This window comes from Qipengyuania sp. SM2512 (genome assembly GCF_054954005.1).
Genome location: NZ_CM143134.1, coordinates 532,864 through 555,514, shown reverse-complemented (window position 1 = coordinate 555,514; position 22,651 = coordinate 532,864). Strand labels below are relative to the sequence as shown.

General features: G+C 66.9%; 24 protein-coding genes. 12 read left to right on the top strand and 12 right to left on the bottom strand.

The genetic code is table 11. The features are described 5' to 3' along the window. Positions 1–11: 11 nt before the first annotated feature. On the bottom strand, positions 12–1,355 hold the full coding sequence (locus tag ACQ5J0_RS02820) for an MATE family efflux transporter (RefSeq protein WP_462569008.1): 1,344 nt from the start codon (positions 1,353–1,355) through the stop codon (positions 12–14). Positions 1,356–1,460: 105 nt separating this feature from the next. On the opposite strand from ACQ5J0_RS02820, the gene ACQ5J0_RS02815 reads away from it, so the two are divergent. Continuing rightward, positions 1,461–2,015, top strand: a complete 555-nt coding sequence (locus ACQ5J0_RS02815) for a (2Fe-2S)-binding protein (RefSeq protein ID WP_462569007.1) — start codon at positions 1,461–1,463, stop codon at positions 2,013–2,015. A 72-nt stretch (positions 2,016–2,087) separates the two neighbouring features. Further along, positions 2,088–2,432: an arsenate reductase (glutaredoxin) gene (gene arsC / locus ACQ5J0_RS02810; RefSeq protein WP_462569006.1), complete on the top strand. Its 345-nt coding sequence runs from the start codon at positions 2,088–2,090 to the stop codon at positions 2,430–2,432. On the opposite strand, the gene ACQ5J0_RS02805 is transcribed toward arsC, so the two are convergent. Further along, positions 2,429–3,826, bottom strand: coding sequence for an MFS transporter (locus ACQ5J0_RS02805; RefSeq protein WP_462569005.1), 1,398 nt, complete (start codon positions 3,824–3,826; stop codon positions 2,429–2,431). The genes arsC and ACQ5J0_RS02805 overlap by 4 nt on opposite strands. Before the next feature lie 166 nt (positions 3,827–3,992). Between ACQ5J0_RS02805 and ACQ5J0_RS02800 the strand changes: the two genes are divergently transcribed. After that, on the top strand, positions 3,993–4,559 hold the full coding sequence (locus tag ACQ5J0_RS02800; protein WP_462570046.1) for a class I SAM-dependent methyltransferase: 567 nt from the start codon (positions 3,993–3,995) through the stop codon (positions 4,557–4,559). A 9-nt stretch (positions 4,560–4,568) separates the two neighbouring features. On the opposite strand, the gene ACQ5J0_RS02795 is transcribed toward ACQ5J0_RS02800, so the two are convergent. Continuing rightward, complete coding sequence (locus ACQ5J0_RS02795) at positions 4,569–5,402, bottom strand: glycerophosphoryl diester phosphodiesterase membrane domain-containing protein (RefSeq protein WP_462569004.1); 834 nt, start codon at positions 5,400–5,402, stop codon at positions 4,569–4,571. 68 nt (positions 5,403–5,470) lie between these two features. Here ACQ5J0_RS02795 and lipB point away from each other — a divergent pair, with 68 nt between their 5' ends. Both lipB and ACQ5J0_RS02785 read left to right on the top strand, forming a co-directional pair. After that, positions 5,471–6,142, top strand: coding sequence for a lipoyl(octanoyl) transferase LipB (gene lipB / locus ACQ5J0_RS02790; RefSeq protein ID WP_462569003.1), 672 nt, complete (start codon positions 5,471–5,473; stop codon positions 6,140–6,142). After that, positions 6,139–6,471: a hypothetical protein gene (locus tag ACQ5J0_RS02785; RefSeq protein WP_462569002.1), complete on the top strand. Its 333-nt coding sequence runs from the start codon at positions 6,139–6,141 to the stop codon at positions 6,469–6,471. The genes lipB and ACQ5J0_RS02785 overlap by 4 nt, the downstream gene beginning before the upstream one ends. Positions 6,472–6,510: 39 nt before the next feature. Here the strand turns inward: ACQ5J0_RS02785 and ACQ5J0_RS02780 are convergent, their stop codons facing one another. Then, positions 6,511–7,602, bottom strand: coding sequence for an alkene reductase (locus ACQ5J0_RS02780; RefSeq protein WP_462569001.1), 1,092 nt, complete (start codon positions 7,600–7,602; stop codon positions 6,511–6,513). A 54-nt stretch (positions 7,603–7,656) separates the two neighbouring features. On the opposite strand from ACQ5J0_RS02780, the gene ACQ5J0_RS02775 reads away from it, so the two are divergent. Continuing rightward, the gene (locus ACQ5J0_RS02775; protein WP_462569000.1) at positions 7,657–8,565 is read left to right on the top strand and encodes a DMT family transporter; all 909 of its coding nucleotides are present in this window, start codon (positions 7,657–7,659) and stop codon (positions 8,563–8,565) included. On the opposite strand, the gene ACQ5J0_RS02770 is transcribed toward ACQ5J0_RS02775, so the two are convergent. The 5 genes from ACQ5J0_RS02770 to ACQ5J0_RS02750 all read right to left on the bottom strand — a co-directional run bounded on the left by ACQ5J0_RS02770 (position 8,562) and on the right by ACQ5J0_RS02750 (position 13,916). Then, entirely contained in the window at positions 8,562–9,878 is a 1,317-nt protein-coding gene (locus tag ACQ5J0_RS02770) for a DUF2254 domain-containing protein (protein WP_462568999.1), read from the bottom strand. The two genes, ACQ5J0_RS02775 and ACQ5J0_RS02770, sit on opposite strands and share 4 nt — an antisense overlap. Then, positions 9,875–11,197: a DUF2254 family protein gene (locus ACQ5J0_RS02765; protein WP_462568998.1), complete on the bottom strand. Its 1,323-nt coding sequence runs from the start codon at positions 11,195–11,197 to the stop codon at positions 9,875–9,877. Before ACQ5J0_RS02765 ends, ACQ5J0_RS02770 begins: the two co-directional genes overlap by 4 nt. Positions 11,198–11,306: 109 nt before the next feature. Continuing rightward, positions 11,307–12,293: a quinolinate synthase NadA gene (nadA, locus tag ACQ5J0_RS02760; RefSeq protein WP_462568997.1), complete on the bottom strand. Its 987-nt coding sequence runs from the start codon at positions 12,291–12,293 to the stop codon at positions 11,307–11,309. Positions 12,294–12,366: 73 nt separating this feature from the next. Next, a complete protein-coding gene (locus ACQ5J0_RS02755; protein ID WP_462568996.1) occupies positions 12,367–13,059 on the bottom strand; it encodes a DUF4230 domain-containing protein in 693 nt (230 codons plus the stop codon). Beyond that, the gene (locus ACQ5J0_RS02750) at positions 13,044–13,916 is read right to left on the bottom strand and encodes an MBL fold metallo-hydrolase (protein ID WP_462568995.1); all 873 of its coding nucleotides are present in this window, start codon (positions 13,914–13,916) and stop codon (positions 13,044–13,046) included. The genes ACQ5J0_RS02755 and ACQ5J0_RS02750 overlap by 16 nt, the downstream gene beginning before the upstream one ends. Positions 13,917–14,006: 90 nt before the next feature. Here ACQ5J0_RS02750 and ACQ5J0_RS02745 point away from each other — a divergent pair, with 90 nt between their 5' ends. Next, entirely contained in the window at positions 14,007–15,470 is a 1,464-nt protein-coding gene (locus tag ACQ5J0_RS02745; RefSeq protein ID WP_462568994.1) for a glycerol kinase, read from the top strand. Positions 15,471–15,490: 20 nt separating this feature from the next. On the opposite strand, the gene ACQ5J0_RS02740 is transcribed toward ACQ5J0_RS02745, so the two are convergent. After that, positions 15,491–15,964: a DUF1465 family protein gene (locus tag ACQ5J0_RS02740; protein WP_462568993.1), complete on the bottom strand. Its 474-nt coding sequence runs from the start codon at positions 15,962–15,964 to the stop codon at positions 15,491–15,493. A gap of 78 nt (positions 15,965–16,042) precedes the next feature. Then, positions 16,043–16,240 carry a YdcH family protein gene (locus tag ACQ5J0_RS02735; protein ID WP_305928731.1) on the bottom strand — a complete coding sequence of 66 codons (198 nt, stop codon included), beginning with the start codon at positions 16,238–16,240 and terminating at the stop codon, positions 16,043–16,045. A 178-nt stretch (positions 16,241–16,418) separates the two neighbouring features. Here ACQ5J0_RS02735 and ACQ5J0_RS02730 point away from each other — a divergent pair, with 178 nt between their 5' ends. From ACQ5J0_RS02730 to tilS, 5 genes are all read left to right on the top strand, one after another. Further along, the gene (locus ACQ5J0_RS02730; protein ID WP_462568992.1) at positions 16,419–16,574 is read left to right on the top strand and encodes a YdcH family protein; all 156 of its coding nucleotides are present in this window, start codon (positions 16,419–16,421) and stop codon (positions 16,572–16,574) included. Positions 16,575–16,632: 58 nt separating this feature from the next. Next, positions 16,633–18,903: a phosphoenolpyruvate--protein phosphotransferase gene (gene ptsP / locus ACQ5J0_RS02725; protein WP_462568991.1), complete on the top strand. Its 2,271-nt coding sequence runs from the start codon at positions 16,633–16,635 to the stop codon at positions 18,901–18,903. A gap of 125 nt (positions 18,904–19,028) precedes the next feature. Continuing rightward, entirely contained in the window at positions 19,029–19,889 is an 861-nt protein-coding gene (locus tag ACQ5J0_RS02720) for a helix-turn-helix domain-containing protein (protein WP_462568990.1), read from the top strand. Positions 19,890–20,013: 124 nt separating this feature from the next. After that, positions 20,014–20,967 carry a tetratricopeptide repeat protein gene (locus ACQ5J0_RS02715; protein ID WP_462568989.1) on the top strand — a complete coding sequence of 318 codons (954 nt, stop codon included), beginning with the start codon at positions 20,014–20,016 and terminating at the stop codon, positions 20,965–20,967. Between the two features lie 85 nt (positions 20,968–21,052). Next, positions 21,053–21,940, top strand: a complete 888-nt coding sequence (gene tilS / locus ACQ5J0_RS02710; protein ID WP_462568988.1) for a tRNA lysidine(34) synthetase TilS — start codon at positions 21,053–21,055, stop codon at positions 21,938–21,940. Here the strand turns inward: tilS and ACQ5J0_RS02705 are convergent. Further along, positions 21,937–22,617 (bottom strand): L,D-transpeptidase family protein, encoded by a 681-nt coding sequence (locus tag ACQ5J0_RS02705; RefSeq protein WP_462568987.1) that lies wholly within the window; start codon positions 22,615–22,617, stop codon positions 21,937–21,939. The genes tilS and ACQ5J0_RS02705 overlap by 4 nt on opposite strands. Positions 22,618–22,651 lie beyond the last annotated feature (34 nt).

Here is a 22,651-nt window from a genome sequence, read left to right as displayed (position 1 = left end):
GATCGGTAATGTCAGGCCGCTGTTTTCTTGCGCAGGACCCGCCGGACGATCAGCGCCGCCAGCGTGCCCCCGGCAAGGTTGGCGACCAGCTCGGCGGCGTAGATCGCATCGGCGCCCCAGGCGCCGCGCAGCAGCCAGGCGAAGGGCATCATGACGAGGAAGACCCGCGCGGCGCTTTGGAGAAGTGCCAGCGGCGCGCGGTCCATGGCGTTGAGAATGCCATTGCCCGTGATCAGCAGGCCGAAGCCGGCATAGCCCCATACCGCGATCGCCAGATAGGCGGCGAATTGCGCGATCACTGCCGGATCGTCGCTGAACAGGCTGGCGAAGCGTTCGCCGAAGGCAAACAGCAGCACTGCTACCCCCAACCCGTAGAGCACGCAGAAGCCGCCGGCCAAGGCGACCGCGCGCCGTGCCCGGTCGGTCTGCCCGGCACCCCAGTTCTGGCCCACGATCGCGCCGATCGAACCCGAAAGCGCCAGCAGCGGGACCACCGCGAAGCTCTGCAACCGTCCCGCCGCCCCGAACCCCGCGACCGCGGCCTGGCCCTCGACCGCAACCAATGCGGTGAGCACCGCAAGCCCGATCGGGTTGATCGAATTGGAGAACGCCGCCGGTCCGGCAACCCGCAGGATCGCGACCATGGGTTCGATAATTGCGCTCTGGCGGATCAGCAGCGGCTTGAAGGGGAGCGCGGTGCTGCGGATCAGCCACAGGCCGAGCACGATGGCCATCGCCCAGCCGGCGAGCGTGGCATAGGCCGCGCCGGCGATGCCGAACCCCTCGAACCCGAACGCCCCGGTGATCAGGATCGGATCGAGCACCCAATTGGCGGCCGCATAGCAGACCGAGATATAGCTGGTCTTGCGCGCCTCGCCCTGTCCGCGCAGCACGCCGTTGAAGCCCATGATGGTCATCAAGAGCGGTATGCCCAGCGCGAAGGGCTGCATATAGGCGCGGATGAAGGGCGAGGTTCGCGCGTCGGCGTTCATCAGGCTGAACAGCGGGTCGAGCAGCGCGAACAGCGCCAGCCCCATGGCGATGCCGAGCGCAATGGCGAAGACGATCCCGAGATTGGCACGGCGCGCGGCCTTGGCATTGTCGCCTTCGCCGAGCGCGCGGGCGACGACCGAATTGATCCCGACCATGACCCCGACGGCCATGCTGGTGAGCGCCACGCTGATCGGAAAGATGAAGGCGATCGCGGCCAGCTCGGTGCTGCCCAGCTGGCCGATGTAATAGGCGTCGACCAGCCCGATCGACATCACTGCGGCCACGCCGATGATCATCGGGGTGGTCTGGGTTACGAGATTGCCGCGGATCGATCCGCGCGTCAGTTTGGCCATCTCGCTCATCGGGGAGGGCCCCTATAGCGGCGGGGGTGGCTTGGGAAGCGCGGCTTGCCGATCCGCAGCGAGCCGTGCGAAAGGGCAACCGACCCATCCGCAGGAGAACGCCGCTTGCCTCGCATGACCGTCAACGGAAGACCGGTCGAATATCTGATGGAGCCGGATACGCCGCTGCTCTGGGCGCTGCGCGACGCCTCCAATCTCACCGGCACGAAATATGGCTGCGGGGTCGGCGATTGCGGCGCCTGCATGGTCCATGTCGATGGCGAGGCGCTGCGCAGCTGTCTGATCACCATCGCCGAGGCGGAGGGGCGGTTCGTGACCACCATCGAGGGTCTGTCGCGCGACCGCTCGCACCCGGTGCAGCAGGCGCTGGTGGCCGAACAGGCCATCCAGTGCGGGTTCTGCACCCCGGGCATCGCGATGGCGGCCAGCGCGCTGCTCGACCGCAATTCCGCGCCGAGCGAGGCGGAGATCCTGGCGGCGATCCCCAATCTGTGCCGCTGCGGGGTCTATCCACGGCTGGTCCGCGCGATCGAGCGGGCGGGACGGGTGGCGCGCCGCGAGGAAACGATCAGCGCCGCACCCGCGCCGGGTATCAGCGCGGAGGATGCCGCGCGCCGGGTCCCAGCGCTGAGCCCGGTCGGCAGCGGGGACGCGGACTAAACCCTGCGCGGTGTTCACGGCAGTGACGTCTTTGCCTAAAGGCGCGGGCGCATGTCACAGGAGATGGAATCGATGAAAGCGACGATCTGGCACAATCCGAAATGCGGGACTTCGCGCAAAACCCTCGCGATCCTCGAAAACCTCTCGAAGGTCGAGCTCACCGTGGTCGAGTATCTCAAGGATCCGCCCAGCCGCGAAAAGCTCGAGCAGCTTTACAAGGAAGCAGGTATTGCGCCGCAGGAAGCGCTGCGGCTGCGCGGGACCGATGCCGAGGAACGCGGTCTGCCCCATGCCGATGCGGCGAGCGTGCTCGAGGCGATGGTGGCGGACCCGATCCTCATCGAGCGCCCGCTGGTCGAGACGGACAAGGGTGTGCGGCTGTGCCGCCCCCAGGATAGGGTGCTCGAAATCCTCTAGCCGCGGTCGCGGGTCAGCTTCTCGTCGGGCTGGAGCGTGCGCAAGCCGATCACGAACACCGCGAGGCAGAGCAGCAGGATCAGCCCGAAGCCGAGCCAGTCGGAGCGGTTGTAGAGAAACACGCCGAGCGCGGGCGCGTAGATGAAGCTTGCGCCCGCCACGGAGGCAGTGACCCCGCCGGCGCGGCCCTGTTCGGCGCGGCTGACAGCGAGCGAGGTGCCCGCCGTCGTGCCCGGGCGAAACAAGCCGAAACCGAGCGAGGCGATGGCATAGCCGAGCGCGATGCTATGCAGATCCTGCGCCGCACCGAGGATGGCGGCACCCGCCCCGGCCACCGCAATGCCCCAGAGAGATGCCGCGCGCGGACCCAGATGGAGCCGCGGGATCAGCCCCCACTGCGCCAGCAGCGTGGCGAGCGCGCCCGCCATCAGCACCAGGCCGACCGGGCCGGCGCCTTCCGTGGGCGTATCGCGCAGGCCCAGCCGATCGAGCACCAGAAATCCCGAAATACCCAGGATCATCGCTTGCGCATGGCCGCCCAGAAGGCCGACGGTGACCCAGGGGCGCAGGCGGGGGTCGCGCCAGCGCAGCTTGCCTTCGGGGAGGCTGTCCTCGTCTTCCGCTTCGCCTTGCTCCGTTCCGTCAGACCCCGTGCTGTCCGGCCCCGTGCCGTCATGGCGATGCCCGGCAGTCGAGCCACCGGCATAGGGTGCATCATAGGGGTTGCCGCGCGCCGGGAATTGCGGCTCGTCGTTGGGCAGCCGCAGGCGCAAAGTGACCAGTGCCGCGACGCCGATCAGCGCGAAGATAATGAAGGGGCCGGTCAGCCCGAGGAACGGCAGCACCATCAGCGGTGCGAGCGCGGGGCCGATCACCGTCCCCAGCCCGAAGCTCGAGGCGATCAGCGAGAGCGCCTGGGTGCGTTCCGAGCGCGGGGTGCGGCTGGCGACATAGGCCTGGACCGCGGGCGGGGCGGCGCTGCCGAAGCCGCCGTAGAGGCTGCGCGCGGCGGCGAAGGCGATCAGCGCCCAGACCGCGGGGAGGGCATTGGTGAGACCCAGCCACAGCGCCAGCCCGCAGAACCCCATCGACACGATGAAGCCCGACAGCCCCAGCGCCATCATCGCCTTGCGTCCGCGCTGATCCGAACGGTCGGCCCAGATCGGCGCGCAGACCACCCACAGCAATGCCGACCAGCTGTAGGCGAGGCTGATCCAGACATCCTCGACCCCCAGAGCGGTGCCGATCGAGGGCATCACCGATTGCATCGCGGTGTTGCCCGCCGCGGTGACCAGCATCACCGTGAACAGCAGCGCCATCCGTTCGCGCGGAATCGACTGCGGAAGCGCGGGCGGTGCGGAAAAGACGGAAGGGGCGGGGTCGCTGTCGGCCATACTGATTCCGCGCTAGGCCCGCCCCCGACGGGTTGCAATGCCGCGATGAAGCTGTAACCCGTCACCGCTTCGTGGGTCGCTGACCACAGACAAGGGTCGATTAGTGAACGATTATCAGGGCACAAGCGCGCTTCGCCGCGACGATTTCAAGGCGCGGACCGGGCGGCTGTTCGGCCAGTGGGGCGTGTTTTTCCGCGGTTTTCTCGAACATCCCAAGATGGTCGGCTCGATCATTCCCTCCTCGCGCTTCACCATCGAGAAGATGCTGGCGCCGGTCGAATGGGACAAATGCCGGCTGTTCGTCGAATACGGACCCGGAGTGGGCACCTTCTGCCAGCCGGTCCTCGACAGGATGCGGCGCGACGGCACGCTGATCGTGATCGACACCAACCCGCTCTATATCGACTATCTGCGCAAGACCATCACCGATGACCGGTTCCACGCGGTGCTGGGTTCGGCTGCCGAGGTCGAGGAGATCGTTGCCGCGCATGGTTTCGAGCAGGCCGATTACGTGCTTTCGGGCCTGCCGTTCTCGACCCTGCCCGATGGTGTCGCGCCGGCCATTGCCGAGGCCACCCACCGCGTGCTGCGACCGGGCGGCGCGTTCCTGGTCTATCAGTTCACCGCCCGCGCGCGGGACTATATGGCGCCGCATTTCCGCCGCATCGACAGCGGCTTCGAATGGCTCAACGTGCTGCCGTGCAAGCTGTTCTGGGGCTGGAAGAGCGCTTAGCGCTCAACGTCAGTCCTCGCGGCCGGCGCGGGGCACCGATGCGGTGGCCCGTCCCGACAATTGGTGGTGGACCGAAGCCATCACCGCATAGGCGACGACGAAGAAGACGGCGTTGATGAGCGCGCCCGAGATCGCCAGCCCGATCAGTTGCAGGTGCTCTCCGAGCAGCGCCAGCGCCAGGCCGATGATTAGGTTGAGCACGGTCGAGGCCACCACGAAGGCGACGATCAGCAGCAGAGCGAAGAAGAACAGCCGGAAGCTGTTGCCCTTGGTCAGGCGCCAGGAGCCGGTCAGCGCAGCCAGCGGATTGCGCGTCTGATCGATCGCGATCACGGGCGAACTGAGCGAAAATTTCACCACGATATAGATTGCGACCGGCAGGGCGATCAGGGTCAGTACGGAGATAACCGCATCGGAGCCGCTTGCCGCGCCTATGGCCGTGGCAAGCACGATGGGGGCGAATATCGCCAGCCCGGCAAGGATCTGCGCGCCCAATTGCGTCGGCAGCAGCGTGACGCCGCGCCTGATGGCATCGCCCACTGTCGGACGCGCATTGTCGCCCAGCACCGCGAGGCTGGCGAGCGCGCCGATCGTCTGGATCAGCGCCATCAGCAGCAGCGCCCACCAGTAGTCGGCGTAGAAATCCATCACGATCGCCGCGATGGCATCCATCTCGCCTTCGTTTGCCGCCGATGCTTCGGCAATCCCGGTCTCGGGGAGGAACAGCGAGAAGGCAAGATAGGGCAGGAAGAAGAACACCCCTGCCAGGACCAGCACGACCTCGCGATTGGCGCGGATCATCGCCATCGCTCCGTCCCATGCGGCGCTGAGGTCCAATTTCATTCGCTGTGCTCCCCGGTCTGGTTCTTTCGCCCTTGATAACCGCCCGCGCTCCCGCCACGCAATCTTTCATGTCCGCCGCGTCCCCCGAAACAGTCGAAATCCGCCGCAGCCTCAACCGCATCCCCTACCGGGAGGCGCTGGCGACGATGGAGGCGCGCAACGAGGCGATCGGGCGCGGCGAGGCGAAGGAGCTGGTCTGGTTGCTCGAGCATCCGCCGGTCTACACCGCCGGGACCAGCGCGGTGGCGGGCGAACTGCTCGACCCGCGTTTCGAAGTGGTCGAGGCGGGGCGCGGGGGGCGCTATACCTATCACGGACCCGGACAGCGGATCGGTTATGTGATGCTCGATCTGCGAAAGCGCGAACGCGATGTCCGGCGCTTCGTCCAGGCGCTCGAGGGCTGGGTGATCGCGACGCTCGGCGATATCGGGGTCTCGGCCTGGCGCGCCGAGGGTCGGATCGGCATCTGGACACAGGATATCGATGGCCGCGAGGCCAAGATCGGCGCGATCGGGGTGCGGGTGCGGCGCTGGGTGACGATGCACGGCTTCTCGGTCAATCTCGATCCCGATCTCGCGCATTTCACCGGCATCGTGCCCTGCGGGATCGAGGAATTCGGCGTCACCAGCCTGGCAAGACTGGGCAAACCGCTTGCGCCGGAGAGCTGGGATGAGGCATTGCTCGCGCGTCTCGACGATTTCCTCGCCGCGCTGAACGGAAAGATGAGCGCCCTGCCATGAATTATCGCCTGCCTGCCGCCCTCTTCCCGCTCGCCCTGATCCCGCTGGCCCTGCTAGCGGGCTGCGGGGATGAACCCGTCCCCGAGCCGGTCGACAACGACGGCCGCGCCGCCGAGGGCGAAGTGCTGGGCGGGACGATCAGCGATGCGATGCTGCCGCTCGATACGGTACGTTCGCAGGCGCCGCGCGCGGCCGCGGAGAGCGAGGCGGCTTCGGGAGAGCCGTCCGACGCAGCGGCAACGCCGTCCGCCGATGACGAGGGGGCCGAACCTGCCGCGGCAACCGACGAGCCCGAGGCGGATGTCGAAGCGGACGAAGACGACGCCTGAGGGATCAGACGCGGTCTTCGTCTCGCTCGTTACCGAACCCTATTCACCCAGATTGGGGTAATCCACATAGCCTTCGGGCCCGCTGCCGTACCAGCTGGCCGGCACGTTCACATTGGGCGCGATCTCGGCCCCGGTGCGGATGCGCTCGGGCAGGTCGGGGTTGGAGATGAACCAGCGGCCCCAGGCGACCGCGTCGCAGCGGTCCGCGTCGATATCGGCGACCGCTTCCTCGGCGGTGTAGTCCGAATTGAGCACCAGCGGCCCGGTGTAGATCGTGCGGATCAACGGGCTCTGCTTGGGAACGTCGGTCTGGCCGAAGGTGCCCTCGGGGCCCGGTTCGCGCAATTCGAGGAAGCCGAGCTTGAGCTCCTCGACCACGCGCGCCGCCGCGCCGAAGGTCGCTGCCGGATCGCTGTCGTCGCAGCCCTGCGTCTCGCCATTGGGCGAAAGCCGGACCGAAACGCGGTCGGCGCCCCAGACGTCGATCAGCGCCTCGAGCACTTCGCGCAGGAAGCGCACCCGGTTTTCGGGCGAGCCGCCGTATTCGTCCTCGCGCAGATTGGTGCTGTCGCGCAGGAACTGGTCGACCAAATAGCCATTCGCGCCGTGCAGCTGGACACCGTCGAAGCCCGCTTCCTTGGCGTTCTCGGCCGCATGGCGATAATCCGCCACCACACGCGAGATTTCCTCGAGCCCCAGCGCGCGCGCGGGTTCGTAATCCTTGCGCCCTTCGAAGGTGTGAGCATGGCCCGGGGCTGTGGTCGCACTCGCCGAAACGGGAGGCTTGCCGCCCAGGAACAGCGGGTGGACCAGCCGGCCCATGTGCCACATCTGCAGGACGATCTTGCCGCCCTCCTCGTGAACTGCCTTGGTGACCGCCTTCCAGCCTTCGACCTGCTCGTCGCTCCAGATGCCCGGCGCGGCGGGCCAGCCGAGGCCTTCGACGCTGATCCCGGTCGCCTCGGTGATGATCAGCCCCGCGCTTGCGCGCTGGCGGTAATAGGTGACCATCATCTCGTTCGGCACCGAACCGGGCTGGGTCGAGCGGCCGCGCGTGAGCGGCGCCATGATGACGCGGTTGCTGGCCTCGATCGCGCCCAGGGTCAGCGGTTCGAAAAGCTTGTCGTGCATAGGGGGTCATCCAATTTTGCTGGTGTGTTGTGACTTGCGAGCTAGGGACCGGCCATGAGGGTGACAAGCGCGGCTCCGGCAAAGAAAGCCTATCAGGCCAGTCCCTGGCACTTCGCCGCGCTGCTGGCGGGCAATGCCGCGCTGGCGTTCGGGCCGTGGTTCGTCCGGATCGCCGACACCGGTCCGGTCAGCGCCGGGTTCTGGCGGCTGGCGCTGCCAATCCCGCTGATCGCCTGGCTCGCCTGGCGCGAACGCAGCGGCGCGCCGCTCGACCGGCGCCTGCTGTGGCTGGCCGCGATCGCCGGCGTGTTCTTCGCGGTCGATCTGGCGAGCTGGCATATCGGGATCGAGATGACCCGGCTGGGCAATGCGGTGCTGTTCGGCAATTCGGGCAGCGTGATCCTGATGCTCTGGGGTCTGGTCGCGCTGCGTCGCAAACCGCTCCCGCGCGAGGGACTGGCGGTGCTCGCGGCGCTGTCGGGCGCGGCGATTCTGCTGGGGCGCAGCCTGGAGATTTCCGCCGCCAGCGCGCTGGGCGATCTGTTCTGCCTGTTCGCAGGCCTGTGTTACGCCTTCTACCTGCTTCCGGCACAGCGCGCGCGCGCGACGCTGGGCGCCTGGACGGTGCTGCTGCTGGTCTGCTGCGTCGCCGCGCCGATCATGCTGGCGATGGCCTTTGCCATGGGCGAGCCCTTCTTGCCGGGGCCGGCGGGCTGGAGCCCGGTGGTGGGTCTCGCAGTGTCGAGCCAGTTGGTCGGGCAGGGGCTGCTGGTGTTCGCGCTGCGCCATTTCCCGCCGCTGGTGATCGGCATGGCGCTGCTGACCCAGCCCGCGATCGCCGCCTGCGTCGGCTGGTTCGCGTTCGGCGAGATGCTCACGGCGATGGATGTCGCGGGCATGGCGCTGCTGGCGGGGGCGCTGGTGCTGGCGCGCGCCGCCCCGCCGCCCAAGCTCGCCGCCTAGCGCTCGATTCTTTCCAGGAAGCGCTGGTAGCGTGCTTCCACCGCGTGCAGTTCGGGTCCGACGAGATGCTCGCGCGCCTGCAGCGCCAGCAAGTCGCCTTCCTGCCGGATCGACGCCCGCCGACCTTCGTCTTCGACCAAGCTCGCGGCATCGACCAGCGCGTCGAAGGTCACCTGCGCCGCGATGCGGCTGGTGGCGACGCCGCCGCGAACCGCGCCGAAGCCGCGCGCCAGGTAATGGTCGAAATCGTCTTCCAGCAGGACGAGATGGGGTTCCTCGCCGTCCTTCGCATAGCTGCGGGTGAGATCGCGATAGCCGAGTTCGGCGGTGGCCGCGCCCAGCCAGTGCACCGCGGTCACTGCGGTGAACGGGTCGTTGGTACCCGGAGACAGCGCGCGCAGTGCGATCTCCACCAATTCGTCGATCAGGAACTGCATGTCCTGATTGGGCGTGCGCATGCTGCCGAGGGTGAAGCAGTCGCGGACCTCGTCGTCGGGGCAGTCCTCGACCAGATCCATGTCGGCCCAGAAGGCGATCGTCACTCCGGGGTGGACGAAATCGCCCGTCCGCACTGCCAGCTTGAGTTTCCCTTTCTCGCGCTGCGCGATCCGTTCCAGCCGGGCGAAGGCGATCGCCTGGATATAGCCGGTGCCCTGCGCGGCGATCGGTGAGCCTTCCGGTGCCGATCCCGCGCGTTCGCCGGTGTTCTGGTCGGGAAACCGTTCGGCGATGTCCGCGAGCAGACGGGCCCCGATTCCCCTCAGCACCGAATTCACCCGGATTGAGGCGGGGATATGGTTGAGGAAATAGACCAGCACCGCCACCGACAGACCCATCAGCGCGAAGGCGACCAGCAAGGAAAGCTGCGGGACGAAGCCGGTGTCGGCGGCCACCAGGAGCCCCAGCCCATTTGCCGACTCGTCCTCGGCGCGCACGGTGCGCAGGACGGTGATCGCATAGACGAAGGTGCCGATAAAGGTCGCGAGGCTGAACTGGTTGCCGCGATCCTCCATGAAATTGGTCAGCAGGCGCGGTCCGTAATTGCCGCTGGCATAGGCCACCGCGGCAATGGTGATCGAGAATACGGTCGAGGCGACCCCGATCATCGCTCCGGCGATGACGGTGAGCATATTGCTCGCGCCCTCGGGCATGGCCGGTTGCAGCCACTCGAAATCCTTGAGGAATTCGGCCCAGCCGCTGCGGTCGAGCCAGGTCGTGACCATGGCCAGCGTCAGCGCAAGGATCGAGAAGATCGCCGGCAGGAACCAGTAGCTGGCATTGATGCCCTGCCAGATCACGCGCAGCCGGCTCATGACGCGGAGCCCGGAGGAGTCGGCGATGCGCCGATATTCCGCTCCGCGAAACGGCGCAAGGCGGCAGCGATGTCATCGCGGTCGGGGACGAATTGCGTCCTTGCTGCGGAATGGTCGTGCAGTTCGCCGGCAGCCGCCTCGAGAAAAGCAAGCAAGCCGCCGGGGCATTGCCGTTCGCCGAGCAGAGACGCGAGCCGGGCGAGATTGTCGATCATCCGGATGGCGACTGCCGGATAGTCGCTGGCCGATTGGCGGAACGCCTTGAGCGGGGCCTCGAACAGGCTGCGAAAGTCCTGACCGGGCAATTCGAAGCGCGGGTCGGGCGGGTATGCCGCGATCATGCCGTCGTCGACCCAGGTTTCCGCATGACCCGCGATCGCGGCGGCAAGCTGGTCGGCGCAAGCGATCGCGGTGTAGAAATCGTTGATCCCCGGCGACATCGCCCGCGCCGCCACTTCCACCAGCAGGCGCACCTGGAAGACCGTCGATTCGATGCCCGAGCGGAAATCGCTGATCGGGACGGCCGAAAGTACCGGTTTGTCACCGGGCGGCGCGTGTTCGAAACGCACCAGCGTCTCGCCCTTCTGGACGTGCTGGCCGGGCGCGACGCAGAAGCGAACCGCGCCCCGGTGACCGTCAAGTTCCCGGGTGATCGTTTCGAGGTCGATGCTCTGGACGTAGCCATCGCGCGGCGCGCGAACGGCATGTGCCCAATTGCCCTCATGGGGCATTGCCGCAACGACCGGCACCGCCACGCTCGACGCCTCGCGGCCGATATGCGCGACCGAGCGGTCGATGAACATGGTTCGGCCCAGATCGTGGATGGCGACCCCGAGCATCCCGATATTCACCGCGCCCAGCACCAGCACGGCCGCGAGAGCGAAATGCGGGACCAGCGCGATCGGCGCCTCGGCGTCGATCCGGGCGAAGACGATCACCGAGAACACGAGGCAGAAGGTGAGGCCGGCCATCGACAGCCGCACCATGCCCTTGTCGAGCCAGCGATCGACCAGCCGGACCCCGAGATTGCCGGTGGCGAGCGTCAGCACGATCAGCACGATCGACCAGTAGAGCGTGAGAAAAGCGGCGTTGGCCCCGACGATCGCGGCCGTCACGTCCTGCGCGGTGTCGGCCGACACGAAGAGCGCGAAGCCCTGCTCGTGAACCCAGCGCCCGGCCCCTTCGGAATCGGCCCACAGCACCAGACCCGCGACCAGCGGCGCGACCAGAACGGCGACCAGCGGCAGTGACCAGTAATTGGCCACCAGCCGGTGGATCATCCAGTCCCTGATGCCCCCGATGGGGCCCCTTGCAGCCAAGTGCCTATGCCCCCTGAAAATTGCCAATGGCGCAAGAAATGCGTCCCTCGAGCCGGTCCGCTACCGGCCAGTTTGCCTACAACTGACCCAAAACGACAGGATCGCGAACCTATATTTTGCCCAGATCGCCATGTCCGATCGTCCCGCTCGCCAATTCGAGCATGCGGTCGAGACTGCGCTTGGCCTGGAGCCGAAGACCTTCCTCGATCTCAATCCGCGGTTCGAGATCGCGCAGGCAGGTGTAGAGTTTTTCCAGCGTGTTGAGCGCCATGTAGGGGCAGATGTTGCAGCTGCAATTGCCATCCGCGCCGGGTGCGCCGATGAAATTCTTGTTCGGCAGCGCCTTTTCCATCTGGTGGATGATATGCGGCTCGGTGGCGACGATCAGCGTGTCGCCCTCGAAGGTCTCGGCAAATTGCAGGATGCCGCTGGTCGAACCGACGTAATCGGCGTGATCGACGATCGTGGGCGGGCATTCGGGATGCGCCGCTATCGGTGCGCCGGGGTATTGCTGCTTCAGCTTGAGCAGTTCGGTCTCGCTGAAGGCCTCGTGGACGATGCAGACCCCGGGCCACAGCAGCATCTCGCGGTCGAACTTGCGGCTGAGATAGCCGCCCAGATGCCGGTCCGGGCCGAAGATGATCTTCTGGTCCTTGGGAATCTGGCTCAGGATCGTCTCGGCGCTGGAACTGGTGACGATCACGTCGGAGAGCGCCTTCACCTCGGTCGAGCAATTGATGTAGGTCAGCGCGATGTGATCGGGATGCGCCTCGCGGAAGGCCTTGAACTTCTCGGGCGGGCAACTGTCCTCGAGGCTGCAGCCGGCATCCATGTCGGGCAGCACGACGATCTTCTGCGGGCTGAGGATCTTGGCGGTGTCGGCCATGAACTTGACCCCGCAAAAGGCGATGACATCGGCGTCGGTCTCGGCCGCCATCTGGCTCAGCTGGAGCGAATCGCCGACGAAATCGGCGAGATCCTGGATTTGCGGGCTCTGGTAGTAATGCGCGAGGATCACCGCGTTGCGCTCCTTGCGCAGGCGGTCGATCTCGGCGAGCAGGTCGGTGCCGGTGGGCAGGGTGGTCTGGGCAGTCATCATGGGCCCCCTTCGGGTCGTGGAGTGTCGTTAGAGAAGTCGCAATGCGCGCCGGTCGCGCGGCCGGATCCGCCTAGCTCGCCTCGGCCTCGTCTTCGAAGCGAACCAGCACGCGGACATCGCCGTACCCGGCCACCTGCATCGGAATGGCGAGGTTCTGGCGCACCGCAGCCTTCGCCGCCTCGCGCGCCAGAGCCAGGACTTCGGGGTTCCGGGCAAAGGCGCTGGCCTTGGCTGCGGCCTGCCGCGAATTGTTCTGCGCCAGATCCTGAGAGGCGTCGCGCGTCACCCAGGCGCCTTCGGTAAATACGCGCGCCCGGGCCTCGTCGAGATTGGGCGTGGTGGTCTGAATCTGGGGCAGGGTGACATTGAGCGTTTCGGCCTCGGCATCCCAGGCAAAATCGCCGCGATCCATTGCCGAGAGGTCGAGCCGGTATTCGACCGAGGCGGGAATGATCGTCGCCTGGCGCGAGCGCAGCACGGGCAAGCCCATCACCCCGCGGGTGTCCTCGCTCTCGGCTACCACCTCGAAGCGCGAGCTGAACACGGTGAGCGCATTCTGCCGTTCGAAGGCCAGCATCGCGCTGCCGACCGGATCGCCTTCTTCCTGATAGAGGAAGGCGCGCCACGCCAGCCAGATGGTGGCGGCGAGCAGGATGAACACCACCAGCCACGGCGCGCCCTTCAGCCGGCTGCGTCCGGCAACCGGCGCGTCGCGTGTTACCGGGGTTTCGAGCGTCGATGCGGTCTTCAACTGGTCTGCCATATGTCCTCCGAACGAGCGACGAGACCGCGGCGTTCCAGATCGATGAGATGCGCGGTGACCGAAAGCGCCGCCGCCTTGATGAGTTTCGGATCGAGCCCCTTGTACATCTGCGGCACCAGTTCGCCGACCTCCTGCCGGTCTTCGCCCAGCAGCCGCAGGATCTGGTTCTCGCGCTGGCGGCGATGGCCGATCATCGAGCGCACCAGCTGGCGCGGTTTGGTCACCGCCGGACCGTGCGCCGGATAGAGCACGCGGTCGTCGCGCTCGTGGAGCAATTGCAGGCTGTTCATATAGTCGCCCATGTCGCCGTCGGGCGGGACGACCACGCTGGTCGACCAGCCCATCACGTGATCCCCGCTGAACAGCGCGCCGCTTTTCTCCAGCGCGAAGCACAGATGGTTGGAGACATGGCCCGGGGTGGCAACTGCGGTGAGAGTCCAGCCCGGCCCGGTCATCGCCTCGCCATTCGCCAACACCCGGTCGGGCGCGTAATCGGGATCGAAACCCTCGTCGGCGCGCGGACCGTCAGTGTCGAAGGCGAGCGGAGCGCAGCCGACGATGGGTGCGCCCGTGCGGCGCGCGAGCGGGCGCGAGGCGGGCGAATGGTCGCGGTGGGTGTGGGTGCACATGATCGCGCAGACATGTTCGTCGCCGATCGCCGCCTCGAGCGCCGCGAGATGCGCCGGCTCGTTTGGGCCGGGGTCGATCACCGCGCAGCCGTCACCCAGCCCGACGATATAGGTCTGGGTGCCCGTGTAGGTGAAGGGCGAGGGGTTGGGCGCGAGCACGCGGCGCACCAGCGGCTCGATCTGTTCAGCCTGTCCGGTGGGCCAGGGTTTGGGCGGTGCCTTTGCCATGGAGGGCATATGGGGACCTCGGCCGCGATAGTCGAGCGTGCGATATGCCGCCTCGACTTGAAGCGCGTGCACGGGATAAGGCTGCCCGCCATGGGAGAGACACTTCTGGTCCTCGACGAGGGCACCACATCCACCCGCGCGATGGTCTTCGCACCCGACGGCACGATGCTGCGCGTCGTCGAGGCGGATATCACGCAGCATTATCCGCGGCCCGGCTGGGTCGAGCACGATGCGGGCGAAATCTGGGACAAGACGCTGGCCTGCGCGCGCGAGGCGATCGGCAGGGATGCCTCGGCCATCGCCGCGATCGGCATCACCAACCAGCGTGAGACCGTGGTGGCCTGGGACAAGGCGAGCGGCAAACCGCTGGCACGCGCGATCGTCTGGCAGGACCGGCGCACCAGCGGCTTTTGCACCGAGTTGAAGGACGCCGGGCACGAGACCGAGATACAACGCCGCACCGGACTGCTGCTCGATCCCTATTTCTCGGGCACCAAGATGCGCTGGCTGCTCGACAATGACGCTGGTGTGCGCGGCGCCGCCGAGGCGGGCACTCTGGCCTTCGGGACGGTCGAGAGCTGGCTGGTTTTCAAGCTGACCGGCGGCGCACATCTCAGCGATGCCAGCAACGCCAGCCGCACCCAGTTGTTGCCGCTCGATGGAGCGCAGTTCGATCCGGGTCTGTGCGATCTGATGGGGGTGCCGCTGGCGGCGCTGCCGCAGGTCACCGACACGCATGGCGAACTGGCGCACTGTGACGCAAACTGGTTCGGCCGGGCAATTCCGATCTGCGGGCTGGTCGGCGACCAGCAATCGGCGACCATCGGCCAGGGATGCCTGTCCTTCGGCGAGACCAAGGCAACCTATGGCACCGGTGCCTTCGTCCTCACCAACAAGGCGACCGCCATTCCGCGTTCGGACCACCGCCTGCTCGGCACCGTGCTCACCCAGCGCGGCGGCAAGCGGACCTACGCGCTCGAAGGCTCGGTCTTCGTTGCCGGGAGCCTGGTCCAGTGGCTGCGCGACACGCTGGGTCTGATCGAGACCTCGGCGCAGACCGAGGAACTGGCGCGCTCGGTGGCGGACAGCGGCGAGGTGGTGATCGTGCCCGCGCTCTCGGGGCTGGGCGCGCCGCACTGGCAGCCCGAGGCGCGTGGGGTCATCGCCGGGCTTAGCTTCGCCAGCGGGAGGGCGCATATCGCCCGCGCCGCCTTGGAGGCGATGGCGCACCAGACCCATGATCTCGCCGAAGCCTTCGCCGCCGATGGCGCGCCCTGGATCGCGCTACGGATCGATGGCGGGATGAGCGCCAACGACTGGATGGCGCAGGATCTGGCCGATATGCTGGGCATCGCGGTCGAGCGCCCCGATTTCGTCGAGACGACCGCGCTGGGCGCGGCGCTGTGCGCGGCGGTGGGGGCAGGGCTCCATGCCTCGCTAGAAGAGGCGGCGAGCGCGATGCGGGGGCCGGCGCAGAGCTTCGAACCGAATTCCACCCAGGCTGTTCGGCAGGAACGGCTGGCGCGCTGGCGCAAAGCGCTCGCCGCTGCCTGAATATGCGGGCCGGCGAGCGGCTAGCCCGCGAGCAATTGGGGCGCGAAAGCCTCGGTGATGCGGCAGCGCATGGCATCGACCTCGTTCTGCCGCGCCGCCTGCGCCTGCGGCCATTCGCGGTCGAGCCGCGCGACCCGGGCATGAAGCCGCTCGCTCTCGCGCACCAGATGGCGCGTCTCGGGCAGGAGCTTGGCCATCATTCCGGGCATCGAGGGACGTTCGGCGGGCAGGCGGCCATGGCGGCGCAACTGGTTCTCGTTGAGTTCGCCTGAAAGGAAGGCGCGCTGGTTGAGCAGCCAGGCGAGAATATGCATCAGGCGAGTGGTGGTTCGCAGGCCCTCGATCGACAAGGCGATCCGCGCTTCGTTGCGGGCGCTATCCGGGGCCATCTCGCAGCGCATGTCGAATGCGTTGCGGGCTTCGTCGGCCAGCACCAGCGCTTCGGAATAGAGGTCTTCGATGATCGTTCGGCGAGCGGCGGTCGTGGCAGTCATAGGGTCGGCGCTAGCTCCGCGCGCGGCTCGGCTCCAGCGCCACGAAACGGCTGTCCCAATTCCGTACTGTGGACCTCTTCAGGCGATGATGTCGGGGAGGAGATTGTCTTCCAGATCGGCGATCTGGTCGCGGATCCTCAATTTGCGCTTCTTGAGCCGCGCGATCTGCAACTGGTCGGTCGATCCCGACTGCGTCAGCGCATGGATCGCCGCATCGAGATCGCGGTGCTCGCTGCGCACCACTTCCAGCCGTTTTCTCAGCTCCTGCTCGGTCACGCATCCATCCTGGCTGATGCAGCGAATCCACTCGCCGCGATTACAATCCGCCCGAGCGCTAAAGCAATTCCGGCCCTTCGCAAACGCGGGTGAATATGTTTCATTGCTGTGACGCGGTTCGCCCGCGCTGGCGAGTCGCTCTTTCGGGGACAAGACACCCCCATAAGGAGACGAACCTATGCAATCACCTCATGTCGAAGCGCTTCGTACCAGGCACGCCGGGCTCGAGGCCCGCTTGCGCAAGGAACAATCCCGTCCGGCGCCCGACGATCAGATGATTCAGCAGATCAAACGGCAAAAGCTTCAGATCAAGGAGGAAATCTCCCGCTTCTGAACGGGCGAAGCGGCCGCGGCGGCTTTGCACCGGGGCCGGTCTGCGATAGACCGGCGCGATGAAAGCCGCCGCCAGCGCCCGCCTGATCCTGACCCGCTTGCACGAGGTGATGGCCTCGCGCCTCCACGCCCAGGCCAAGCTCGACCAGGTGGTCGAGATCATCGGCGAGAGCCTGACCAGCGAGGTCTGCTCGATCTATCTGCTGCGCGAGGGCGCGCTCGAACTGTTCGCGACCCGCGGACTCAACGCGGATGCGGTCCATGTCACCCGGCTGGGGCTGGGCGAAGGGCTGATCGGCACGATCGCGAAGAACATCGAGACGCTGAACCTCGCCGAGGCCAAGGCGCATCCCGAATTCCTCTATCACCCCGAAACCGGCGAGGAGAAGTTTCACTCCTTTGCCGGGGTGCCGATCGTCTATCGCGAACGCGCCGTGGGCGCGCTCAGCGTCCAGCATGTCGATCCGCGCCGCTACGAGGATGTCGAGATCGAGGCGCTGCAGACTACGGCGATGATCCTGTCCGAGCTGATTGCGCACAAGGAACTGGTCGATCTGGAGCATCCGCTCGATCTCGCCGAAGTGCCCAGCGGGCCCGAACTGATCGACGGGCTGGCGCTGGTCAAGGGGCTCTCCGAGGGTGTGGCGGTGTTTCACCAGCCGCGGATCGAGATCGACCAGGTGGTCGCCGAGGACACGGAGGCCGAACGCCAGCGGGTCTATCGTGCTTTCGACAAGATGCGCGACCAGATCGACGCGATGGGCAAGGAGCCCGAATTCGGCAAGGGCGGCGAGCATGACGATGTGCTCGAGACCTACAAGATGTTCGCCTATGACGAGGGCTGGAGCCGGCGGATCAACGAAGCGATCGATTCCGGCCTGACCGCCGAGGCGGCGATCGAGCGCGTCCAGCAGCGGACCCGGATGCGGATGCGCGAGATCGACGATCCGCTGCTGGCGGACCGGATGCACGATCTCGAGGATCTCTCCAACCGGCTGCTGCGGATCGTCTCGGGTCAGCTCGGGACCGCCGCGCGGCAGGGTCTGCGGCGCGACACCATCCTGGTGGCGCGCAATCTGGGGCCGGCGGAACTGCTCGAATACGATCGCCGCCGGCTCAAGGGCGTGGTGCTCGAGGAAGGCTCGCTTACCGCCCACATGGTCATTGTCGCACGCGCGATGGACATCCCCGTGCTCGGGCGCGCCAAGGGGGTGCTGCGCCGCATCAACGAGGGCGACGAGGTGCTGCTCGATGCCGACAAGGGCTGTGTTACGCTGCGCCCCAGCCCGCCGATGCGCGAGGCCTTCGACGCCCGCTTCGCCAAGAAGCGCGAGCGCCAGGCCATCTATGCCGAATTGCGCGATGTCGAGCCGTTCACGCGCTGCGGCACGCGGATCAACGTGATGATGAACGCCGGCCTGCGCGACGATATGAGCGCGCTGGCGATGACCGGTGCGGACGGGGTCGGGCTGTTCCGCACCGAGTTCCAGTTCCTGGTTTCCTCCACCCTGCCGCAGCGCGAGCGCCAGACCCGGCTCTATCGCGATGTGCTCGACGCGGCGGGCGACAAGCCGGTGATCTTCCGCACCGTCGATATTGGTGGCGACAAGGCGGTGCCTTACATCGCGGCATCGATGAGCGAGCGTGAGGAGAACCCCGCGATGGGCTGGCGCGCGCTGCGATTGTCGCTCGAGCGCGGCGGGCTGCTCAAGGCGCAGGCGCGCTCGCTGCTCGAGGCGGCATCGGGGCGCACGCTCAACGTGATGTTCCCGATGGTCAGCGAGCCGTGGGAATTCGATGCGGCCAAGGAAGTGTTCGACGAACAGCTCGCCTGGCTCAAGGACCGCCGCAAACGGCTGCCCGAGGAAATCCGCTACGGCGCCATGCTCGAAGTGCCCGCGCTCGCGGAGGCGCTCGATCTGATGCTGCCCAAGCTGTCGTTCCTTTCGGTCGGGACCAATGATCTGACCCAGTTCCTGTTCGCCGCCGATCGCGCCAACCCCAAGCTGGCCGAACGCTACGACTGGATGAGCCCCTCCATCCTGCGCTTTCTCCAGCGCATCGCGAAGGGTGTGATCGGCCATCCGGTCGATCTCAGCGTCTGCGGCGAGATGGGTGGTCGCCGGCTCGAGGCGCTGGCGTTGCTCGGCATCGGCTACCGTCGGCTCTCGATCACTCCGGCCTCGGTCGGCCCGATCAAGGAGCTGGTGCGCAAGATCGATCTGGAGGAATTGACCGGGACGATGCAGGGCTGGTTGGCCTCGCCGCCACCCGACATGCGCGCAGCGCTGCAGGACTGGGCGAGCGAGCGCGATATCGAAACCGACTGAGTTCGACCGTTTGTCAGGACCGCTTCGGCGTTTGCGGCGTTACGCAAACATGGCACAGCGGTTGACTTCGACCTCAAGCTGTCGCTTTTATACAGGATTAGGGGCAGGTCGACATCGGGGATTTGATGGAAGAAGAAACGCTCGTCGAAGAGGAAGCGCATGCGCCCGCACCCGCACCCGAGCCGGCGCTGACAGCGGGCCAGCGCCTGCAGGCCGCGCGCCGTGCCAAGGGGATCGAACTGTCGCAGATCGCGGCCGAAACTCGCATTCCGCAGCGGCACCTCGTCGCCATCGAAAACGGCGATTACTCGCAGCTGCCCTCGCGCACCTATGCGATTGGTTTCACCCGGACCTACGCCCGCGTGCTCGAGCTGGACGAGGACGAATTGCTCGATCGGCTGCGCGAAGAGCTCGGCGACGAACAGCACCGCCACAACATGGCGCCGGACCGGTTCGAACCCGGCGATCCGGCGCGCGTGCCCTCGCGCAAGCTGGCGTGGTTCGGTGCCTTGGCCGCGGTCCTGCTGCTGGTCGGCGGCTTTGCTTTCTACAGCACCTATTTCGCACCCGGTCTCGGACCGGCACCGCTGCAGGACGATCGTACACCCGACATCGCCGCCGCGGATCGCGCGCCGCCTGCGAGCGCTACTCCCGCCGTCGATCCGGATGCCGAAGTGGTCTTCACCTCCGAAATGAACGACACCTGGGTCAAGTTCTACGATTCCAGCGGCGAGCGGCTCTACGAGGCGCAGATGGCGGAGGGTGAAAGCTTCACCATCCCCGCCGATGCCGAGGGGCCGCAGGTGTGGACCGGCAGGCCCTATGCGCTTGCGATCACCGTCGGCGGCCGCTCGGTGCCGAAGCTGTCCGAGGAGGACGAGATCCTGCGCGACGTGCCGGTGACTCCCGAAGCGCTGATGGCCCGGGCCGACCCCCCGGCGAATCCCGGGAACGACAGCTCCGCGAGCGACGTCACCGTGAACTGACGCGCGACCGTCTGGCGCAGCACAGCGGACGATCCGCTGGGTAAACTTGCACTTCATCCTCTCGACAGCCAAGCATGGTTAAGGCATCGCTATGCCAACACTCGCCCCAAGGAGCCATGCCACGATGACGGTTCGGACTGCCGGTATTTCCGGATATTGCAATTTGGGCCTGCGGTTTGTCGGGCTTGGCGGCGCTGCGTTCGCCTTGCTTGCCGCTTCCGCGCCTGTCCTGGCGCAGGATGGCAATGACGAAACCCGCCTGCGCAAGATCGAAGCCGAAGTGCGCGCGCTGCAGCGGCGCGTATTTCCGGGCGGCGACGGACGCTATTTCGAACCCGAGATCACCGGCCAGCCGCAGACCAACACCATGGTCACGCAGCCTTCGACCACTGCGGTGACCGACATCCTCGCACGGCTCGACGCGATGGAGACGCAGATCCAGCGCCTCACCGGTCAGACCGAACAGAATACATTTGCCTTGCGTACGCTGAGCGAACGGCTCGATGCGCTTGAAGCGGGACCGGTGCTGGGCGGCCGTCCGGTCGGCAGCGCTGGCGGCACTTCGGCGCCGGGCACCGCCACCGGGTCGAGCACGCCGGCTCCCACACCGACCCCTGCCCCTGCTGCGGCTGCACCCGATCCCGAACGGCTGGCTGCCGTGTCGGCGATCGCCAAGCCGCAGACCGAGGATCCGGCGGACGACGAATATTCCTACGGGTTCCGGCTGTGGGAAGCCGGTTTCTATCCCGAAGCGCAGCAACAGCTCACCATGTTCGTCGAACAGAACCCGGAGCACTGGCGCGCGACCTATGCGCGCAACCTTCTCGGCCGCGCCTATCTCGACGACAGCAAGGCGCGCGAGGCGGCGCCCTGGTTCCTGCGCAATTATCAGGCGGACAAGACCGCAGCGCGTGCGGGCGACAGCCTGCTCTTCCTCGCCGAGGCGATGATCGCGCTCGACGACACCAGCCGCGCCTGCATCGCGCTGGCCGAATTCGCCGAGACCTATCCGGCGCTCGCCGCCGGGCGGTTGCTGGACCAGTACGAGCGCAACCGCGGGCGGGTGACCTGCAATTGACCGGGCGATCGATCCCGGGCTGACCGCACGCTTCCGGGCCGATCTCCTCGCGGTCTGGCCCGAAGCCGACGATCCGTTGCGAAAATTGGGGGTCGCCGTTTCGGGCGGTCCCGACAGCGTTGCGCTGCTGCTGCTGGCCCATGCGGCACGCCCCGGGTCGGTGGAGGCGGCGACGGTCGATCACAGCTTGCGGGCGGAAAGTGGCGCGGAGGCAGACTGGGTCTCCGCGCTGTGCCGAGATCTTGGCGTGCCGCACGAGACGCTTCGGGTCGATGTCGAAGCCGGCAATCTCCAGAGCAAGGCGCGCGAGGGACGCTATCGGGCGCTCGATGACTGGCTGGGGCGCCGTGGCCTCGCCGCGCTTGCGACCGCGCATCATGCCGACGATCAGGCGGAGACGCTCCTCATGCGGCTCAACCGCGGGAGCGGTCTGCCGGGGCTGGCCGGGGTGCGGCCCAGCGGTACGATTCCGTTAGGCAGAGGGCGCCTGCTGCGGCCGCTCCTAAGCTGGCGCAAATCGGAACTGGAAACACTGGTGCACGGAGCGGGTGTCGAACCCGTCGCTGACCCCTCCAATCGCGACGAGCGGTTCGACCGGACGCGTATGAGGTGCGCCTTGGCCGAGGCGGACTGGCTCGATCCGGTGGCGCTGGCGCGCAGTGCGGCGCTGCTGGCCGAAGCGGAGGCTGCGCTCGAAGGAGTGGTCGCGCAGACTTATTCGGAATGTGTCAGACGCGAGGCAGGGGGCTATGGCTACGCCGCGCGCGGGACGGATTATATCCGTCTCGAGGTCGTCCGGCGCATTCTGGCCGATATGGGAGCCAGGCCGCCGCGCGCGGAGATTTCGCGGCTTGCCGCACGGCTGGACGCGGGCGAGAACGCCTCGCTGGCCGGGGTACTCGCCGTGCCCTCAAGCGAAAACGGCGGCACCCGCTGGACCTTCCGTCCCGAACCGCCGCGACGGAGCAGCTAGAGTAGGCTATCGCCCATGCCGATCCGCTGGCCCCGGGTAATCACCACCAGATCGCCCGTCCGCGCGGCCTCGAACAGTTTGTCGGCGAAGGGATCGGGCACCGCGATGCAGCCATGGCTGGCATAGCCGTTTTCGACCACATTGCCGCCGTGGATGGCGATCCCGTCCCAGGTCAGCCGCAGCGTCCAGGGCATGGGCGCATTGCCGTATTTCTCCGAGACGTTGTGGCGCTCCTTGGTCAGGATCGGGAAATTGCCGACGGGGGTAGGATGGCTGTCGGTCCCGAGCATGGCGACCGCGGCACCGATCTCGTAGCCGTCGCGGAACACCGAAACCACACGGGCTTCGAGATCGACCGTGACGACGAGCTTGCCGTCCTGCGGCACGCCCTCTGTGTCCCAGTGCCACTCGCCATATTTCATCGGTCCTTCGATCGGCAGGACGCGCTTGATCGTGAAGCGCTCGGCGGCGCGGCGTTCGGCATCCGCCGCGATCTTGGCCTGAATGGCGGGCTTGGGATCGATCCTCACCTGCTCGGCAGCGACGGTGGCGACGGCGACGACCGCGTCATCTGCAGTGGCGCTTTCGGCGATCAGATCCCCACCGAAGGTCAGCGCGCCGAGAGCCAGCACAACCGCGAGCGTCGTTCCGCCGATCCACTTGAGAGTTGCATCCATGGTTGGAGGAATAGGGACTTCACGCGAAAAATCC